General features: G+C 46.9%; 11 protein-coding genes. 7 read left to right on the top strand and 4 right to left on the bottom strand.

Annotation, left to right across the window (positions count from 1 at the left end; translation table 11 throughout):
- Positions 1-6: 6 nt before the first annotated feature.
- Complete coding sequence (gene serC, locus RBK99_RS01445) at positions 7-1,092, bottom strand: 3-phosphoserine/phosphohydroxythreonine transaminase (RefSeq protein WP_317502870.1); 1,086 nt, start codon at positions 1,090-1,092, stop codon at positions 7-9.
- Complete coding sequence (gene gyrA / locus RBK99_RS01440) at positions 1,089-3,725, bottom strand: DNA gyrase subunit A (protein WP_317502869.1); 2,637 nt, start codon at positions 3,723-3,725, stop codon at positions 1,089-1,091. Before gyrA ends, serC begins: the two co-directional genes overlap by 4 nt.
- 149 nt (positions 3,726-3,874) lie before the next feature.
- Here gyrA and ubiG point away from each other — a divergent pair, with 149 nt between their 5' ends.
- The 6 genes from ubiG to RBK99_RS01410 all read left to right on the top strand — a co-directional run bounded on the left by ubiG (position 3,875) and on the right by RBK99_RS01410 (position 9,675).
- Entirely contained in the window at positions 3,875-4,603 is a 729-nt protein-coding gene (ubiG, locus tag RBK99_RS01435; protein WP_317502868.1) for a bifunctional 2-polyprenyl-6-hydroxyphenol methylase/3-demethylubiquinol 3-O-methyltransferase UbiG, read from the top strand.
- 3 nt (positions 4,604-4,606) lie between these two features.
- Positions 4,607-5,290, top strand: coding sequence for an HAD family hydrolase (locus RBK99_RS01430; RefSeq protein WP_317502867.1), 684 nt, complete (start codon positions 4,607-4,609; stop codon positions 5,288-5,290).
- Positions 5,291-5,561: 271 nt separating this feature from the next.
- Positions 5,562-7,892, top strand: a complete 2,331-nt coding sequence (nrdA, locus tag RBK99_RS01425) for a class 1a ribonucleoside-diphosphate reductase subunit alpha (RefSeq protein WP_317502866.1) — start codon at positions 5,562-5,564, stop codon at positions 7,890-7,892.
- An 18-nt stretch (positions 7,893-7,910) separates the two neighbouring features.
- Entirely contained in the window at positions 7,911-9,044 is a 1,134-nt protein-coding gene (nrdB, locus tag RBK99_RS01420; protein ID WP_317502865.1) for a class Ia ribonucleoside-diphosphate reductase subunit beta, read from the top strand.
- 3 nt (positions 9,045-9,047) lie between these two features.
- The gene (gene yfaE, locus RBK99_RS01415) at positions 9,048-9,308 is read left to right on the top strand and encodes a class I ribonucleotide reductase maintenance protein YfaE (RefSeq protein WP_317502864.1); all 261 of its coding nucleotides are present in this window, start codon (positions 9,048-9,050) and stop codon (positions 9,306-9,308) included.
- Positions 9,309-9,408: 100 nt separating this feature from the next.
- Complete coding sequence (locus tag RBK99_RS01410) at positions 9,409-9,675, top strand: GrxA family glutaredoxin (RefSeq protein ID WP_054487610.1); 267 nt, start codon at positions 9,409-9,411, stop codon at positions 9,673-9,675.
- Positions 9,676-9,703: 28 nt separating this feature from the next.
- Here RBK99_RS01410 and hrpA read toward each other — a convergent pair whose 3' ends face one another.
- Together hrpA and RBK99_RS01400 are read right to left on the bottom strand one after the other, a co-directional pair.
- A complete protein-coding gene (gene hrpA, locus RBK99_RS01405; RefSeq protein ID WP_317502863.1) occupies positions 9,704-13,633 on the bottom strand; it encodes an ATP-dependent RNA helicase HrpA in 3,930 nt (1,309 codons plus the stop codon).
- A gap of 11 nt (positions 13,634-13,644) precedes the next feature.
- Positions 13,645-14,682: an isoaspartyl peptidase/L-asparaginase family protein gene (locus RBK99_RS01400; RefSeq protein ID WP_317502862.1), complete on the bottom strand. Its 1,038-nt coding sequence runs from the start codon at positions 14,680-14,682 to the stop codon at positions 13,645-13,647.
- An 89-nt stretch (positions 14,683-14,771) separates the two neighbouring features.
- On the opposite strand from RBK99_RS01400, the gene RBK99_RS01395 reads away from it, so the two are divergent.
- Positions 14,772-15,008: a hypothetical protein gene (locus RBK99_RS01395; protein WP_317502861.1), complete on the top strand. Its 237-nt coding sequence runs from the start codon at positions 14,772-14,774 to the stop codon at positions 15,006-15,008.
- The last annotated feature ends 51 nt before the right edge of the window (positions 15,009-15,059 follow it).

Genomic DNA, 15,059 nt, shown 5'->3' with positions numbered 1-15,059 from the left:
ATTTATTTAGCCAAGCTTACGCTCAAAATCTGCCATATAACTTAACAATGCTTCGACCCCTTCCGCAGGCATCGCGTTATAAATACTGGCTCTCATACCACCAACAAAGCGATGGCCTTTCAGTCCCACTAATCCTTCTGCTCGAGCGCCTTTTAAGAAAGCGTCATCAAGTTTGTCATCCGCTAACTGGAAAGGGATATTCATAATTGAGCGATAAGCCGGATTAATACTGTTGCGATAAAAGCCAGAGCTATCAACAAAATCGTACAAAAGCTGCGCTTTGTAATGATTACGCTCGCCCATTGCGGTTAATCCGCCCTGCGCCTTTAACCATTTAAAGACCAGACCCGCTAAATACCAGGCAAAGGTATTGGGGGTATTGTACATAGAGCCATCTTTCGCCTGAAGCTGATAATCCATAATGGACGAAACCTGCTTCTGCGGGCTCCCTAACAACGACTTTTTAACAATAGCAATAGCAAAGCCTGACGGGCCAATATTCTTTTGAGCTCCGGCGTATATTACCCCAAATTTTGAGACATCAAGCGGCTCTGAAAGAATATTCGATGACATATCCGCAACAATAGGCGCTTTGACCTGCGGGATATCATGCAAGGCTATTCCATCCACCGTTTCATTAGGACAGTAATGGAAATAAGCGGCATTATCGGACAATTGCCATTCTTCCGGTGACTGAATCTCTTTACCTTTAATGCCTTCTTTTACTTGTCCTGCAATATTGACCTTAGACACAAACTTCTCGGCTTCACGAATAGCAAAGCCAGACCATATGCCGGTATCCAGGTAATCGACAGTAGCATCCGGTGAAGCGATATTTTGAGGAACCGCAGAAAACTGTCCCCGTCCACCGCCTTGCAAAAAGAGCACTTCGTAGTCGCCAGGTACATCAAGAAGGTCACGTAAATCCTGTTCTGCTTCGCGTGCCATATGCACATAGGCGGGGTCGCGGTGCGAAATTTCCATCACCGAGACGCCCTGCCCATTCCAATTAAGTAACTCTTCCTGAGCTTGTTTTAACACGTCGACCGGCAACATTGCCGGTCCGGCAGAAAAGTTAAACAACTGACTCATGACTCGTCGGAACCCTCTTGGTTTTCAGAGTTATCTTCAGAAGTGACTTCGCTTTCTTCAATAACTTCACCGTCAATTAGGGCCTCTTCTTCATCAATTTCGTCAATACGTTGCAAACCAACAACTTTCTCATCCTCTGCGGTACGAATTAAGCGCACGCCCTGAGTATTACGGCCAACGGTTGATACTTCATGAACGCGAGTTCTGACCAAGGTTCCTTTGTTACTGATAAGCATGATTTCATTGCCATCAATAACTTCCATTGCGCCGACAACAGAACCATTGCGTTCACTGACTTTAATGGAAACAACCCCTTTAGTCGCACGACTTTTAGCCGGGTACTCACTGAGTGGTGTACGTTTCCCGTAGCCATTTTCAGTCACGGTTAAGACATTCGCTTCCTGATCCTCATATTCTCGCGGAACAATCAGTGAAACAACCCTCTGTCCTTCTTCCAGGCGAATACCCCGAACACCGGTTGCTGTACGACCCATGGAACGCACTTGTTCTTCAGTAAAGCGCACCACTTTACCGGCATCAGAGAACAACATGATTTCACCCTTGCCGTCAGTAATATCAACGCCAATCAGTTCATCGTCATCAACCAGGTTCAAAGCAATAATGCCGCCATTGCGAGGACGCGAGTACTCTGGTAACGGGGTCTTCTTAATGGTGCCTTTTCTGGTTGCCATAACCACAAATTTATCTTCCGGATAATCTCGGGTCGGCAGAATAGCCGTGATGCGCTCATCGGCTTCAAGCGGCAATAAGTTCACGATAGGCTTACCTCGCGATGCACGACTCGCTAATGGCAACTGATAAACCTTCATCCAGTAAATACGACCACGAGTCGAGAAGCACAGTATGGTGTCATGCGTGTTAGCGACCCAAAGCCTTTCTATAAAGTCTTCGTCTTTCATCTTAGTTGCGGCTTTACCTTTACCACCGCGACGCTGAGCCTCATATTCGGTTAACGGCTGATACTTCACATAACCTTCGTGCGACAGTGTTAACACAACGTCTTCTTCGTTAATCAGGTCTTCCATACTGATGTCGTGCGCCGCTGCAGTGATGTCTGTTTTACGCTCATCACCAAAGTTAGTCCGAATTTCAACCAGTTCTTCACGAATCACTTCCATCAGGCGCTCTGAGCTGCGAAGAATATGCAATAACTCAGCAATTTGCTCCAGCAGAACTTTGTACTCGTCCAGAATTTTCTCGTGCTCTAACCCAGTCAGTTTGTGCAGACGCAAGTCGAGAATGGCTTGAGCCTGAACCTCGGTCAGGTGGTAATTGTCACCCCGAATGCCGAATTCTTCAGGTAAATGATCTGGTCGAGCAGCATCAACACCGGCCGTTTCCAGCATGGCGGCAACATCGCCCAGTTGCCATGCGCGGGCAATCAACCCGGATTTTGCTTCAGCAGGCGTTGGAGAGCGACGGATCAGCTCAATAATTTCATCAATATTGGCCAGCGATATTGCCAGACCTTCTAAGATATGTGCACGCTCACGTGCTTTTCGCAGTTCATAAACTGAGCGGCGAGTTACCACTTCACGACGGTGACGGATGAAGCAGTCCAGCATATCGCGTAGATTAAACAGACGCGGCTGACCTTTATCCAATGCAACCATGTTAATGCCAAAGACAACCTGCAGCTGTGTATTGGCATACAAGTGGTTAAGCACAACTTCTCCCACATCGCCACGACGAATCTCGATAACGATACGCATGCCGTCTTTATCGGATTCATCGCGCAACGCACTAATACCTTCCACGCGTTTTTCTTTAACTAACTCAGCGATTTTTTCTATCAAGCGAGCTTTGTTCACCTGGTACGGAATTTCCGTAACAATGATGGTTTCCTTGCCCGTTTTTTCGTCAACTTCAACTTCCGCCTGAGCACGTAAATGGATACGACCACGGCCAGTTTTGTAGGCTTCTATAATGCCGCTACGCCCTGAAATTGAGGCAGCCGTTGGGAAGTCTGGACCCGGGATGTATTCCATTAACCCTTCAACATCAATATCCGGGTTATCAATCATCGCTAACGAGCCGTCGATAACCTCAGTCAGGTTATGCGGTGGAATATTCGTCGCCATACCAACGGCAATACCCGAAGAGCCATTCACTAAAAGGTTAGGCACTCGGGTGGGTAATACGTCCGGAATACGCTCGGTACCATCGTAGTTGTCTACGAAGTTGACCGTTTCTTTATCCAGATCGGCTAATAACTGGTGAGCAATTTTCGCCATGCGAATTTCGGTATAACGCATTGCGGCTGCTGAATCACCATCGACCGAACCAAAGTTTCCCTGGCCGTCTACCAGCATATAACGTAAGGAAAAATCCTGCGCCATACGAACAATAGTGTCATAAACGGCGCTGTCGCCATGAGGGTGATATTTACCGATGACGTCACCAACAACACGGGCTGACTTTTTATACGGTTTATTAAAGTCGTTGCGCAATTCGTTCATTGCGAACAGAACGCGTCTGTGTACTGGTTTCAGACCGTCACGAACATCTGGTAAAGCACGCCCGACAATGACGCTCATGGCGTAATCGAGGTACGAGCTTTTTAGTTCGTCTTCAATATTAACCGGTGACACTTCTCTGGCTAGATCGCTCATAGTTTATTCCCTAAATATAGATCCGCATATTCATTGTTATTTTGATCCAATCATTGTACCCATCCCAACCGAGTCTCGCACCCTCTTTTTCTTATTCTTTGCCTGAGGTAGACTAGCCGCGTTATCCATCTCTTAAAGACGCATAATCTATGACCACCAGTCGCTCTAAAACTGAACAAAAAAACGTCGATCCGGAAGAGATCGCCAAGTTTTCAGCCCTCGCCTCGCGCTGGTGGGATCCCGATGGAGAATTCAAACCTTTGCATAAAATCAATCCGGTGCGGCTGGGCTTCATTGAAAATCATGCTGAGGGGTTGTTCGGAAAAAGGATTCTGGACGTAGGATGCGGCGGCGGACTACTGAGTGAAGCAATGGCGGAACGTGGTGCCCAGGTCACCGGTATTGATTTGGCTGAGCAGTCATTAAAAGTCGCCCGCCTGCACGCGTTAGAAAGTAAACAGCAAATTGACTATCAGTGCGTTGCCGTAGAAACGCTAGCGGAACAAGAACCCGCAAGCTACGACATTGTTACCTGTCTGGAGATGCTTGAACATGTGCCGGATCCTAGCGCTATCATACAAGCTTGCGCTAAAGCACTAAAACCCGGTGGACGAGTGTTTTTCTCTACGCTCAACCGGAATGTAAAGTCCTGGCTGTTGGGAATTGTCGCTGCCGAGCACGTTTTAGGCTGGGTACCCAAAGGCACTCATCAGCACCAACGCTTCATTCGGCCCTCAGAGCTTTTACGTATGACCGATCAGGCTGCGTTGGAAGATATTGCAATTAATGGCCTTATTTTTCATCCACTGAAAGGCTTCGTGCTTTCAGAAAAAGATGTCGATGTGAATTACATCGTCGCTTTAAGAAAGCCGGAGTAACCGATGGCGACATTTGATAGAAGCTATCCGGTGAAAGCAGTTTTGTTCGACTTAGACGGAACTTTGCTTGATACCGCACCGGATTTAGGCGCTGCGCTAAACGCAGTTTGTGAGCAATATGAACGTCCGCCCATAAACGCTGAGGTATTTACACCGAAAGCATCTCATGGTTCCAGAGGCTTACTTCAATTGGCTTTCGCTGACGATTACGCGCATATGGAAACGGAATTGCGGCATGCATTCCTAAGCGCCTATAAAAACAATATTGCCCTTCATACCCAACCCTACCCCGGCGTTTTGGAGTTACTGGCTGTGTTGCAACGTGAATCGATAAAAGTCGCCATAGTCACCAATAAACCCGAAAGGCTAACGCAACAGTTACTGCCGCACTTTCCGGCATTTGAAGCAATCCAAATTGTCGTTAGCGGAGACACGCTGAGTGTTTCCAAACCCTCGCCCGATCCACTGTTCTACGCCGCTGAAAAACTGGGTGTAGAGCCAGCAGATTGCCTTTATGTCGGCGATGCTGAGCGGGACATTGAAGCGGGTCGTAATGCCGGAATGGTCACCGTGCTGGCTGAATATGGTTATATTAGCAACGAAGACCAACCCCAACGCTGGCAAGCCGACTATCACATTGCATCGCCATTGGAGTTACTGCAACTACTGGCCATTGATAACTCTTGATCTATAAACCTCTTTTGAAAGACAAAAAAATTATATAGCACGCTTTACGGCGCAAACTCACGCCAGTTAAAGGCTGACAAAAAATCAAGATTTCGAAATTAAAATTATTTAATTTTTAGCCGTAAATTCGCTTGATCGTATTGGCAGTTAGACCTAGCATACAATCCATCCCAGACACACTAGATATTGTGTAAATATCGCTCTGTACAACTAATAAGCACTATATCTTGTGGCTACAAACCTATAACAAAAAGCTAAGAGTCGGCGCAAAATGAACGAGCAACTTTATGTTACAAAACGCAGCGGCGAACGCGAACCGCTAAACCTCGATAAAATTCATCGGGTCATAATGTGGGCCGCTGAAGGACTGAATAATGTTTCAGCTTCTCAGGTCGAAATTAAATCTCACATTCAGTTTTACGACGGTATTAAAACTGAAGATATTCATGAGACCATCATTAAAGCTGCAGCCGATTTGATTTCAGAAGAAGCGCCTGATTATCAATACATGGCAGCGCGTTTGGCCATCTTCCATTTACGCAAGCGTGCTTACGGTAAATTTGAACCACCGCGGCTGTACGACCATGTGAAAAAGATGGTCGCAGAGCATCGCTACGACGAACATTTGCTGGACGATTACAGTGAAGAAGAATTCGACCAAATGGACGAGGTGTTGGATCACTGGCGTGACATGAACTTCTCTTATGCGGCGGTTAAGCAACTAGAAAATAAATATCTGGTTCAGAACCGGGTCACCGGTGATATCTATGAAAGTGCTCAGTTTCTATACATTTTAGTGGCGGCTTGTCTGTTTTCTGACTATCCGAAAAGCACTCGCATGGACTACGTTAAACGTTTCTATGATGCGGCCTCCGAGTTTAAAATCTCACTGCCAACACCTATTATGTCAGGTGTACGTACGCCCACTCGTCAGTTCAGTTCTTGCGTCTTAATTGAAGCCGGTGACAGCCTTGACTCTATTAATGCCACTGCAAGCGCCATTGTGAAATATGTTTCACAGCGCGCCGGTATCGGTATTAATGCTGGTCGTATTCGCGCTTTAGGCAGCCCTATTCGTAACGGCGAAGCGTTTCACACCGGATGTATTCCGTTCTATAAATACTTCCAGACAGCGGTTAAAAGCTGTTCACAAGGTGGCGTTCGTGGAGGCGCGGCTACCCTGTTCTACCCACTCTGGCATCTGGAAGTTGAAAGCTTACTTGTCCTGAAAAACAACCGGGGTGTTGAAGAGAACCGAGTTCGCCACTTAGATTACGGCGTACAGTTTAACCGCACCATGTATCAACGTCTGATTAAAGATGACTACATTACCTTGTTCAGTCCGTCTGACGTACCGGGCCTTTATGATGCTTTCTTTGAAGACCAGGACGAGTTTGAGCGCTTGTACCTTCAGTACGAACAGGATGAAAGCATCCGTAAAAAGCGTATTAAGGCCATTGAACTGTTCGGTCTGTTTATGCAGGAACGTGCCAGCACCGGTCGTATTTATGTACAAAACGTTGACCATTGCAACACGCACAGCCCGTTTGACTCTAAAGTCGCTCCTATCCGCCAGAGTAACCTGTGCCTTGAAATTGCATTGCCAACCAAGCCATTAAGTCATGTGAATGATGAAGAAGGCGAAATTGCTCTGTGTACGCTGTCGGCGTTTAACTTAGGTAAAATCGAAAACCTCGGTGAGTTTGAAAACCTCGCAGACCTAGCGGTTCGGGCCCTGGACAGCCTGTTAGATTATCAGGAGTACCCAGTTCCGGCGGCTTACAATGCCACCATGAATCGTCGTACTCTGGGTATTGGTGTCATCAACTTCGCTTATTACTTAGCCAAGCACGGCGTTAAATATTCAGACGGCTCGGCTAACGGTCTGGTTCACCAGACTTTCGAAGCTATACAATACTACCTGATGCAGGCGTCGATGAACCTGGCAAAAGAAAAAGGTGCTTGTCCTAAGTTCAATGAGACCACCTACTCTCAAGGCATTATGCCAACCGATACCTATAAGAAAGATTTGGATAAGGTGTGCGACGAGCCATTACATCTGGATTGGGATAAGCTGCGTGCGGATATCAAACAACACGGCATGCGTAATTCAACCTTATCGGCTTTAATGCCATCAGAAACCTCTTCGCAGATTTCTAATGCAACTAATGGTATTGAGCCTCCTCGTGGCTTTGTCAGCATTAAATCGTCAAAAGATGGCGTGACCAAACAGGTTGTTCCTGACTACGAGAACTTAAAAGACAAATACGAGCTGCTGTGGCAGATCCCGAGTAACAAAGGGTACCTTGAGCTGGTCGGTATTATGCAAAAGTTTGTTGACCAGACAATTTCTGCAAACACCAACTACGACCCAAGTAAGTTCGAAGCGGGCAAAGTGCCAATGAAGCAGCTTCTGCAAGACTTATTAACGGCTTATAAGCTTGGGGTAAAAACACTTTATTATCACAATACTCGTGATGGTGCTGCAGATAACCAGTCCGACATTGCTGCACGTCAACGTGCCGATAAGCCTCAAGCCCAGCCAACAGAAGTTATTATTGAAGATGATGACGATTGTGCCGGCGGTGCCTGTAAAATTTAATAAGAAGGACTTTACCGAATGTCGTACTCAACGTTTAACCAAGAGCAGAATAATCCGTTAACGGAGCCTATGTTTTTAGGCAACTCCGTTAACGTTGCTCGCTACGATCAGCAAAAGCACAGTATTTTCGAAAAGCTTATTGAGAAGCAAATCAGCTTTTTCTGGCGACCTGAAGAAATTGATGTCAGCCGAGATCGCATCGATTTTAATAAACTGACCGCCAGTGAAAAGCATGTATTTATTTCTAACCTGAAGTACCAGACACTGTTAGATTCTATTCAGGGCCGCTCTCCGAATATCGCGCTATTGCCTATCGTGTCTCTTCCTGAGTTAGAAACCTGGATAGAAACCTGGTCATTCTTTGAGACGATACATTCGCGTTCGTACACTCACATTTTGCGTAACTTGTTTAGTGATCCGAGTGAAGTATTTGAAGACATCGTTATTAACGAGCAAATTAAAATTCGCGCGAATGACATCTCTAAATACTACGACGATCTGATTTTTTACACTCAGTTGTTGCAAACCCACGGTGAAGGCGATGTAGTCGTTGATGGTAAAACTCACACCGTGACCCAGCGCGAAATAAAGAAAAAACTGTTTTTGTGCATTAACTCGGTTAACGCGCTGGAAGCCATTCGTTTTTACGTCAGCTTCGCCTGTACATTTGCTTTTGCAGAACGCGAATTAATGGAAGGTAACGCAAAAATCATTAAGCTGATAGCCCGTGATGAGAACGTCCACCTAACTTCCACTCAGCATATTCTCAACTTATGGCAGTACGGCGAAGACGACCCGGAAATGAAAGAAATTGCCGAGGAACTCCGTGATGATGCCTACGAAATTTTCATGACGGCAGTGAAGCAGGAAAAACAGTGGGCACATTACCTGTTTAAAGACGGCTCAATGATTGGTTTGAACGAAAGCATGCTCTGCCAGTACGTAGAATATATTGCGAACTTACGTATGCAGGCCATAGGCTTCGATGCCCCGTTTGAAAACCAGCGTTCTAATCCGCTGCCCTGGATGAACAAATATCTGGTATCAGACAACGTTCAAGTCGCACCGCAAGAGTCTGAAATTACCTCCTACCTTGTCGGTCAAATAGACAGTGAAGTTAATGCTTCTGACCTTGGGGACTTTGATCTCTAAGTTATGGCCAATACCTTTAAAGTCAAAGTCAACGGTGGGCCTGAACTCGCCGTTGATGCGACTGAAGGCACCTTACTCGAAGCCTTAGAAAAGCATCAATTAGAAATGCATTACCATTGCCGCAGTGGTTTTTGTGGTGCCTGCCGCAGCACATTAAAATCTGGCTCAGTTCGCTACACAACAGAGCCGTTGGCCTACGTCAGAAAAGGCGATATTCTGCCCTGCTGTTGCGTTCCCGAGTCGGACCTGGACATTGACCATTAGCATCATTCATTAAATCGATTGTGGCCATCGTACAGAGTCATTGTTAACCATCGGCAAAATCTGGATAATAGAAGCATAAATTTTTGAAAAGAGGTATTTCATGTTTACAGTCATTTTTGGACGTCCTGGTTGTCCTTTCTGTGTTCGCGCCGTAGAGGTAGCGGATAAATTAAAAGCCGATATGGACGATTTTGATTATCGTTATGTCGATATTCACGCTGAAGGCATTAGCAAAGCTGACTTAGAAAAAACAGTTGGCAAGCCAGTTCAAACCGTTCCTCAAATTTTTGTCGACGAACAGCACGTTGGCGGTTTCACTGAATTTGAAGCCTATGCAAAGGAAAACTTAGGTCTTTATACCGCTTAATTTATGGTGTAAACGACTTAAGAGGCGGCTATTTAGCCGCCTCTAATGCTTGTTTCACCCGCTTTTCTGACACTGGGTACTTGGTTCCCAGAGTTTGCGCAAAAAACGATACTCTCAGTTCCTCAATCATCCAGCGAATTTCAGATACCTCATCAGGAACTATGGATCCTTTATTCTCATAAGCTTTAACCATCGCTTTATATTGTTCTTCAAGACTCGCCAACGTTAGTGTCATTAGACGATCTTTGTTCGGATCAACCGGAAGCTTCTCCAGGCGTCGTTGAATTGCTTTCAAGTAACGCACAATATCGTTCAAACGTTGTCCACCAAAGGCGGAGACAAAACCGGCAAAAACCAAATTATCCAGTTGGTCCTGAATGTCGCCCCGTGACTGAATCTGATCCAGTGGAATTTTACCTTTCAAAGACTTTCTGACTTGCTGCGAAAGCAACAGGCACTGCTCGACTTCCAGCGCAATTTGCTCGACACGTTCATTCAAATTAGCCCGGACAATGTCTTTCAGTTGTTCAAAGGCTTGTTGCTCCCTGAGTTCATTGCCCTGCTCTATTTGTTCCTCAATAAGACCATCCACAGCAGCTGCTATGCAGTCCCCGATTAAAGCATCGACTTTGCCCCAAGGGTTAAAATACATGGCCAACTTAGCTTTATTAGACAACGACTTCTGCAAATGCTTAATTGGCGACGGTATCTGCTGCAGTAGCAGCTCCCGCACACCGGTTTTATGATGTTTTTTCGCTTGTTCCGGGTTATCAAACAATTGCAGCGCAACCTGACCTTTGCCTTTGTTTATCAAACCGGGGTAAGCTTTAAGTTCAAAGCCCTGCTGACGTTCGGTGATTACTTCAGGTAGGTCGTCAAAGTCCCAGTTTTCAACACGATCGCGACTAATGTCATCACCCGCTGTCTTTTCAAGACGTTGCTGCACTTTACCTGAAAGCTGCTGTTGCAAGCTTTGTAAGTCACGGCCCTGACTCACCAACTTTTTACCGTCAAAGATCTTAAAGTTCATTCTTAAATGAATCGGAAGAGCCTTCTCGTCCCAACTGTCATCCGGAACCGTAACGCCGGTCATACGTCTTAATTTCGTTGCCATCGCGTCGGTTAGACGCCCTTCTAATGGCTCTACATCCGCCATTATTGCGCCAGCAAAATTTGGCGCGGGGACAAAGTTTCGCCGCAACGATTTTGGCAACGACTTAATCAAGTGAGCAATTCGCTCCTCACGCAAGGCCGGTATATGCCAGTCGAAACCGTTTAGCTTCACCTGGTTCAAAATGCCCAGCTGGATATTTACACTGACGCCGTCATCTTCTGCGTTCGGTTCAAAGTGGTAACTTAATGGCAGTCTCAGGTTGCCTTGACGCCAAAACTCGGGGTATTCGTTCTCTGTAATGTGCTCGGTATCGCCGGCAATTAAATCATCGCGTTCAAAGAATAATAGCTTGGGCTCTTTCTTTGCGGCTTTATGCCACCAGCCGGCCAGCAGCTTCTCATTGTAGATACCTTCGGGTATTGAACGATCATACGCCTCAAACAGGACCTCCTCGTCAACCAGGATATCGCGCCGACGAGACTTCGCTTCCAACGCCTGAACGTCTTTAATTAACTTCAGGTTATGCTGTATAAAAGGCAACTTGCGTGTTAACTGGGAGTTTACCAGACCTTCGCGGATAAAAATCTCCCGGGCTTTAACAGGCGCCACTGGACCGTACTGAACTCGTCGTCTGGGCACCAAAATAAGTCCCAGTAAAGTCACTTGCTCATCAGCAATAACACTGCCCTGTTTCTTTTCAAAGTGCGGCTCAAGGTATTGTTTTTTTACCAGGTGTGGGGCTGCTTCCTCAATCCACAAGGGATCGATGTCGGCATTAATGCGCGCATAGAGTTTCGACGTTTCTGCCAACTCTGCCGTGACAACCCACTTAGGCGGCTTACCAAATAATCCCGATCCCGGGAAAATGTGAAACTTGGTTTGCCGTGTACCCTGATATTCATGTCGGTCTTCTTTTACACCCACCTGAGACAATAAGCCGGTAATTAACGCTCTGTGTATTTGCTCAAACGTCGCCGCTTCCTGATTGATGGATAGCCCCATTTCCCGAACGGTTTGCCGACTCTGCGTATAAATATCCTGCCACTCACGCAGCCGCATAAAATGAATGAACTCACGCCCCATCTGCTTCCGAAACTGGTTACCAGATAAAGCCTTCTGTTGCTCTTTAACGTAATTCCATAGATTTAGGAAGCCCATAAAGTCGGAACTTTTATCACGAAAGCGCTGATGCCACTCGTCTGCTTTTTGCTGAGCATCGTGCGGCCTTTCCCGCGGGTCCTGAATACTCAACGCGGCAGTAATAATCAGCATTTCCCGAACGCAGCCGTATTGCTGGCCGGCTAATACCATTCGGGCTAATCGCGGATCCAACGGCAGGCGTGACAGTTGCCTTCCGGTCTCTGTCAGCTGCGGTTGCTCACGTTTACGGCCGGGCGCAATAGCGTGTAGTTCTTCCAGTAGGTTCAGGCCATCCTTAACAAAACGTTCATCCGGCTTTTGTACAAAAGGAAACTGTCGTATATCACCCAGGCGCAACGCCGACATTTGCAATATTACTGCGGCTAAGTTCGTACGAAGAATTTCAGGATCGGTATACTCCGGCCGCTGTAAAAAGTCCTCTTCGCTGTATAAACGAATACAAATACCGGGACCAATACGTCCGCAACGGCCCTTCCTCTGGTTTGCACTGGCTTGTGAGATAGGTTCAATAGGTAGTCGCTGCACCTTAGTTCGATAGCTATAACGGCTCATTCGCACCGTTCCCGGATCAACCACAAAACGTATACCCGGAACCGTTAAAGAGGTTTCCGCAACATTGGTGGCTATGACCACCCGGCGCTGACTATGCGCCTGAAATACGCGATTCTGTTCGTGTGACGACAAGCGTGCATACAGCGGAAGAACCTCGGTATTACGCAGTTTCATCTCACCAATAGCGTCCGCATAATCACGAATCTCTCGTTCACCACTGGCAAAAATAAGAATATCGCCTTCACTTTCGCGCTGCAGTTCTTCAACGGCATCACAAACGCCCTGTAAAACATCCGCGTCAGCCGCTTTACCGTCTTCTTTTGGTGGCCGGTAACGTACTTCGACCGGATAGGTACGCCCGGTGACGGTCAGTACAGGCGCATCATGGAAGTGCTTTGAAAAGCGCTCGGTTTCAATGGTTGCTGACGTGATAACAACTTTCAGATCACGACGTTTCGGCAACAGGGTATGCAACACGCCCAACAAGAAGTCGATGTTAAGGCTGCGCTCATGTGCCTCATCGATAATAATGGCGTCGTATTGCAGTAGTAGAGGGTCTTGCTGCAGCTCAGACAACAGCATGCCATCAGTCATGAGTTTGACTGCAGTGGTTGGCGCGGTTTCATCCTGAAAACGGATTTTATAACCCACCTGCTTTTTAGCGTGATCCTGCAGCTCGTCCCCAATACGGGCTGCAACGCTACGCGCGGCTAAACGCCGGGGCTGCGTGTGGCCAATGGTTCCCTTCCGGCCATAACCCAGTTCCAGCAGCATTTTGGGTAGCTGAGTGGTTTTACCCGAGCCCGTCTCACCGGCAATGACCACGACCTGATTTTGCTCAATAGCCAATTTAATGTCACTGCGCTGTTGAGCAACCGGCAACTCTTCAGGATAGTTGATATAAAAACTTTGTTGCTGCCGTTCCAGATATCCCAGTTCAGCAGTTTCAATATCGGCCGCTATCCGCTCCAGTACCTGCCGCTGTCGTTGCTCATTTTTAATTTTGCTGAGACCACGCAAACGGCCGCGCAATAGCGCGGCCTTTTGTGTTGTACATTGCTCTAGTTGTGTCTGAAATTTCTCAACAAAAGGACTATTTTGTGACTTATCCTGCGATTTTTGACGACTCATAGACTCCGAACTTATTCATCCTCGTTATAAATAGCAATATGGGTATCACCTTCACCCTTAAAATAGCCGCGGTACATACCTTCAGTATTAAACGGCATGGCAATATTGCCTTTCTGGTCAATAATAATGACCCCGCCCGTTCCACCGGCTTGCTCCAGCACACCGTGGATCACTTCATCGCCGGCATCGCTTACAGAAATACCCTTATATTTTACCCGCGAGCAAATATCAGCAGCCACATGGAAACGAATAAAATACTCACCATGTCCGGTTGACGAAACTGCACAGCTATCATTGTCAGCCCAGGTACCCGCACCAATGATTGGGGAGTCGCCTATTCTACCATAACGTTTAGCCGTCATGCCGCCCGTTGACGTTCCGGCGCTTAACAAGCCATTTTTATCAACCGCAACCGCACCAACGGTGCCATATTTGTAGTCCAAATCCAGATATTCCCAGGCTTGTTGCTCAGATTGCTCACTTTTTATGATGCTTTCTTTCGCTTTTTGCAGCTGCTGATAGCGACGCTCGGTATTGAAGTAACTATTATCAACCTGTTCCACCCCTTGTTGCTGCGCGAACTGTTCTGCGCCTTCACCACTGAGCATGACATGCACAGACTCTTCCATTACCTCTCGTGCCAACGCAATGGGACTTTTGACCGTTTGAACTCCCGCAACCGCCCCGGCATTGTGATGTAAGCCTTCCATTAAGGAAGCATCGAGTTCGTGTTCACCATCCCAGGTATAAACCGCACCTTTACCGGAGTTAAACAGCGGAGAAGCTTCCATTACCTGAATAGCAGCAACTACAGCAGTAGTGCTGTCACCACCTTCCTTCAGTACTTTACGGCCAGCTTCTAATGCCTCAGTCAGTTTATCTTTATAAGCTTGTTCTTGTTCAGCCGTTAAATTGGCCCGGGTAATGGTGCCGGCCCCACCGTGAATAGCCATGGCATATTCAACATCGTGATCATCCGCCTGAGCAGCGGGTATCAGCGATCCAAACGCAGCAGCGGTAAGTAATGCAGATAAATAGAGTTTTTTCATCTCGACCTCGGTTTTATTGTTATAGGCTAGACTGTTAGTCATGACATAGTCGCAGGAAAGCGCCGAGCTGACAACGAGGAGATTTTCAGATGCCAACGTATCACGTTGAATACACACACTTAGGCGACAAACAACAAATAACGCTGGAAGTGAATGGCGATTCACTCGACAACGAACAAATGCTTCGGGATGAGGTTGCCAGGCGTTTAGCCGAAAGAATATTACCCCACGCGGAGCTGGCTTTTCGCCACGACGATGAACGCACCATAGAGCAAAAGCTGGATAAAGCGTACGACGTGCAAGTGAATAGCATTGAAAGGCAGTGAGTGGCTGAATTATTCTCCGTGCTCGTGCTATAGTTTTTCTTTTTAGCTGAG

This window comes from Idiomarina solivarensis (genome assembly GCF_033052755.1).
Classification (GTDB): Bacteria; Pseudomonadota; Gammaproteobacteria; order Enterobacterales; family Alteromonadaceae; genus Idiomarina.
The sequence above is the reverse complement of the archived record's forward strand: the minus strand, read 5'-3'. Positions and strand labels throughout refer to the sequence as shown.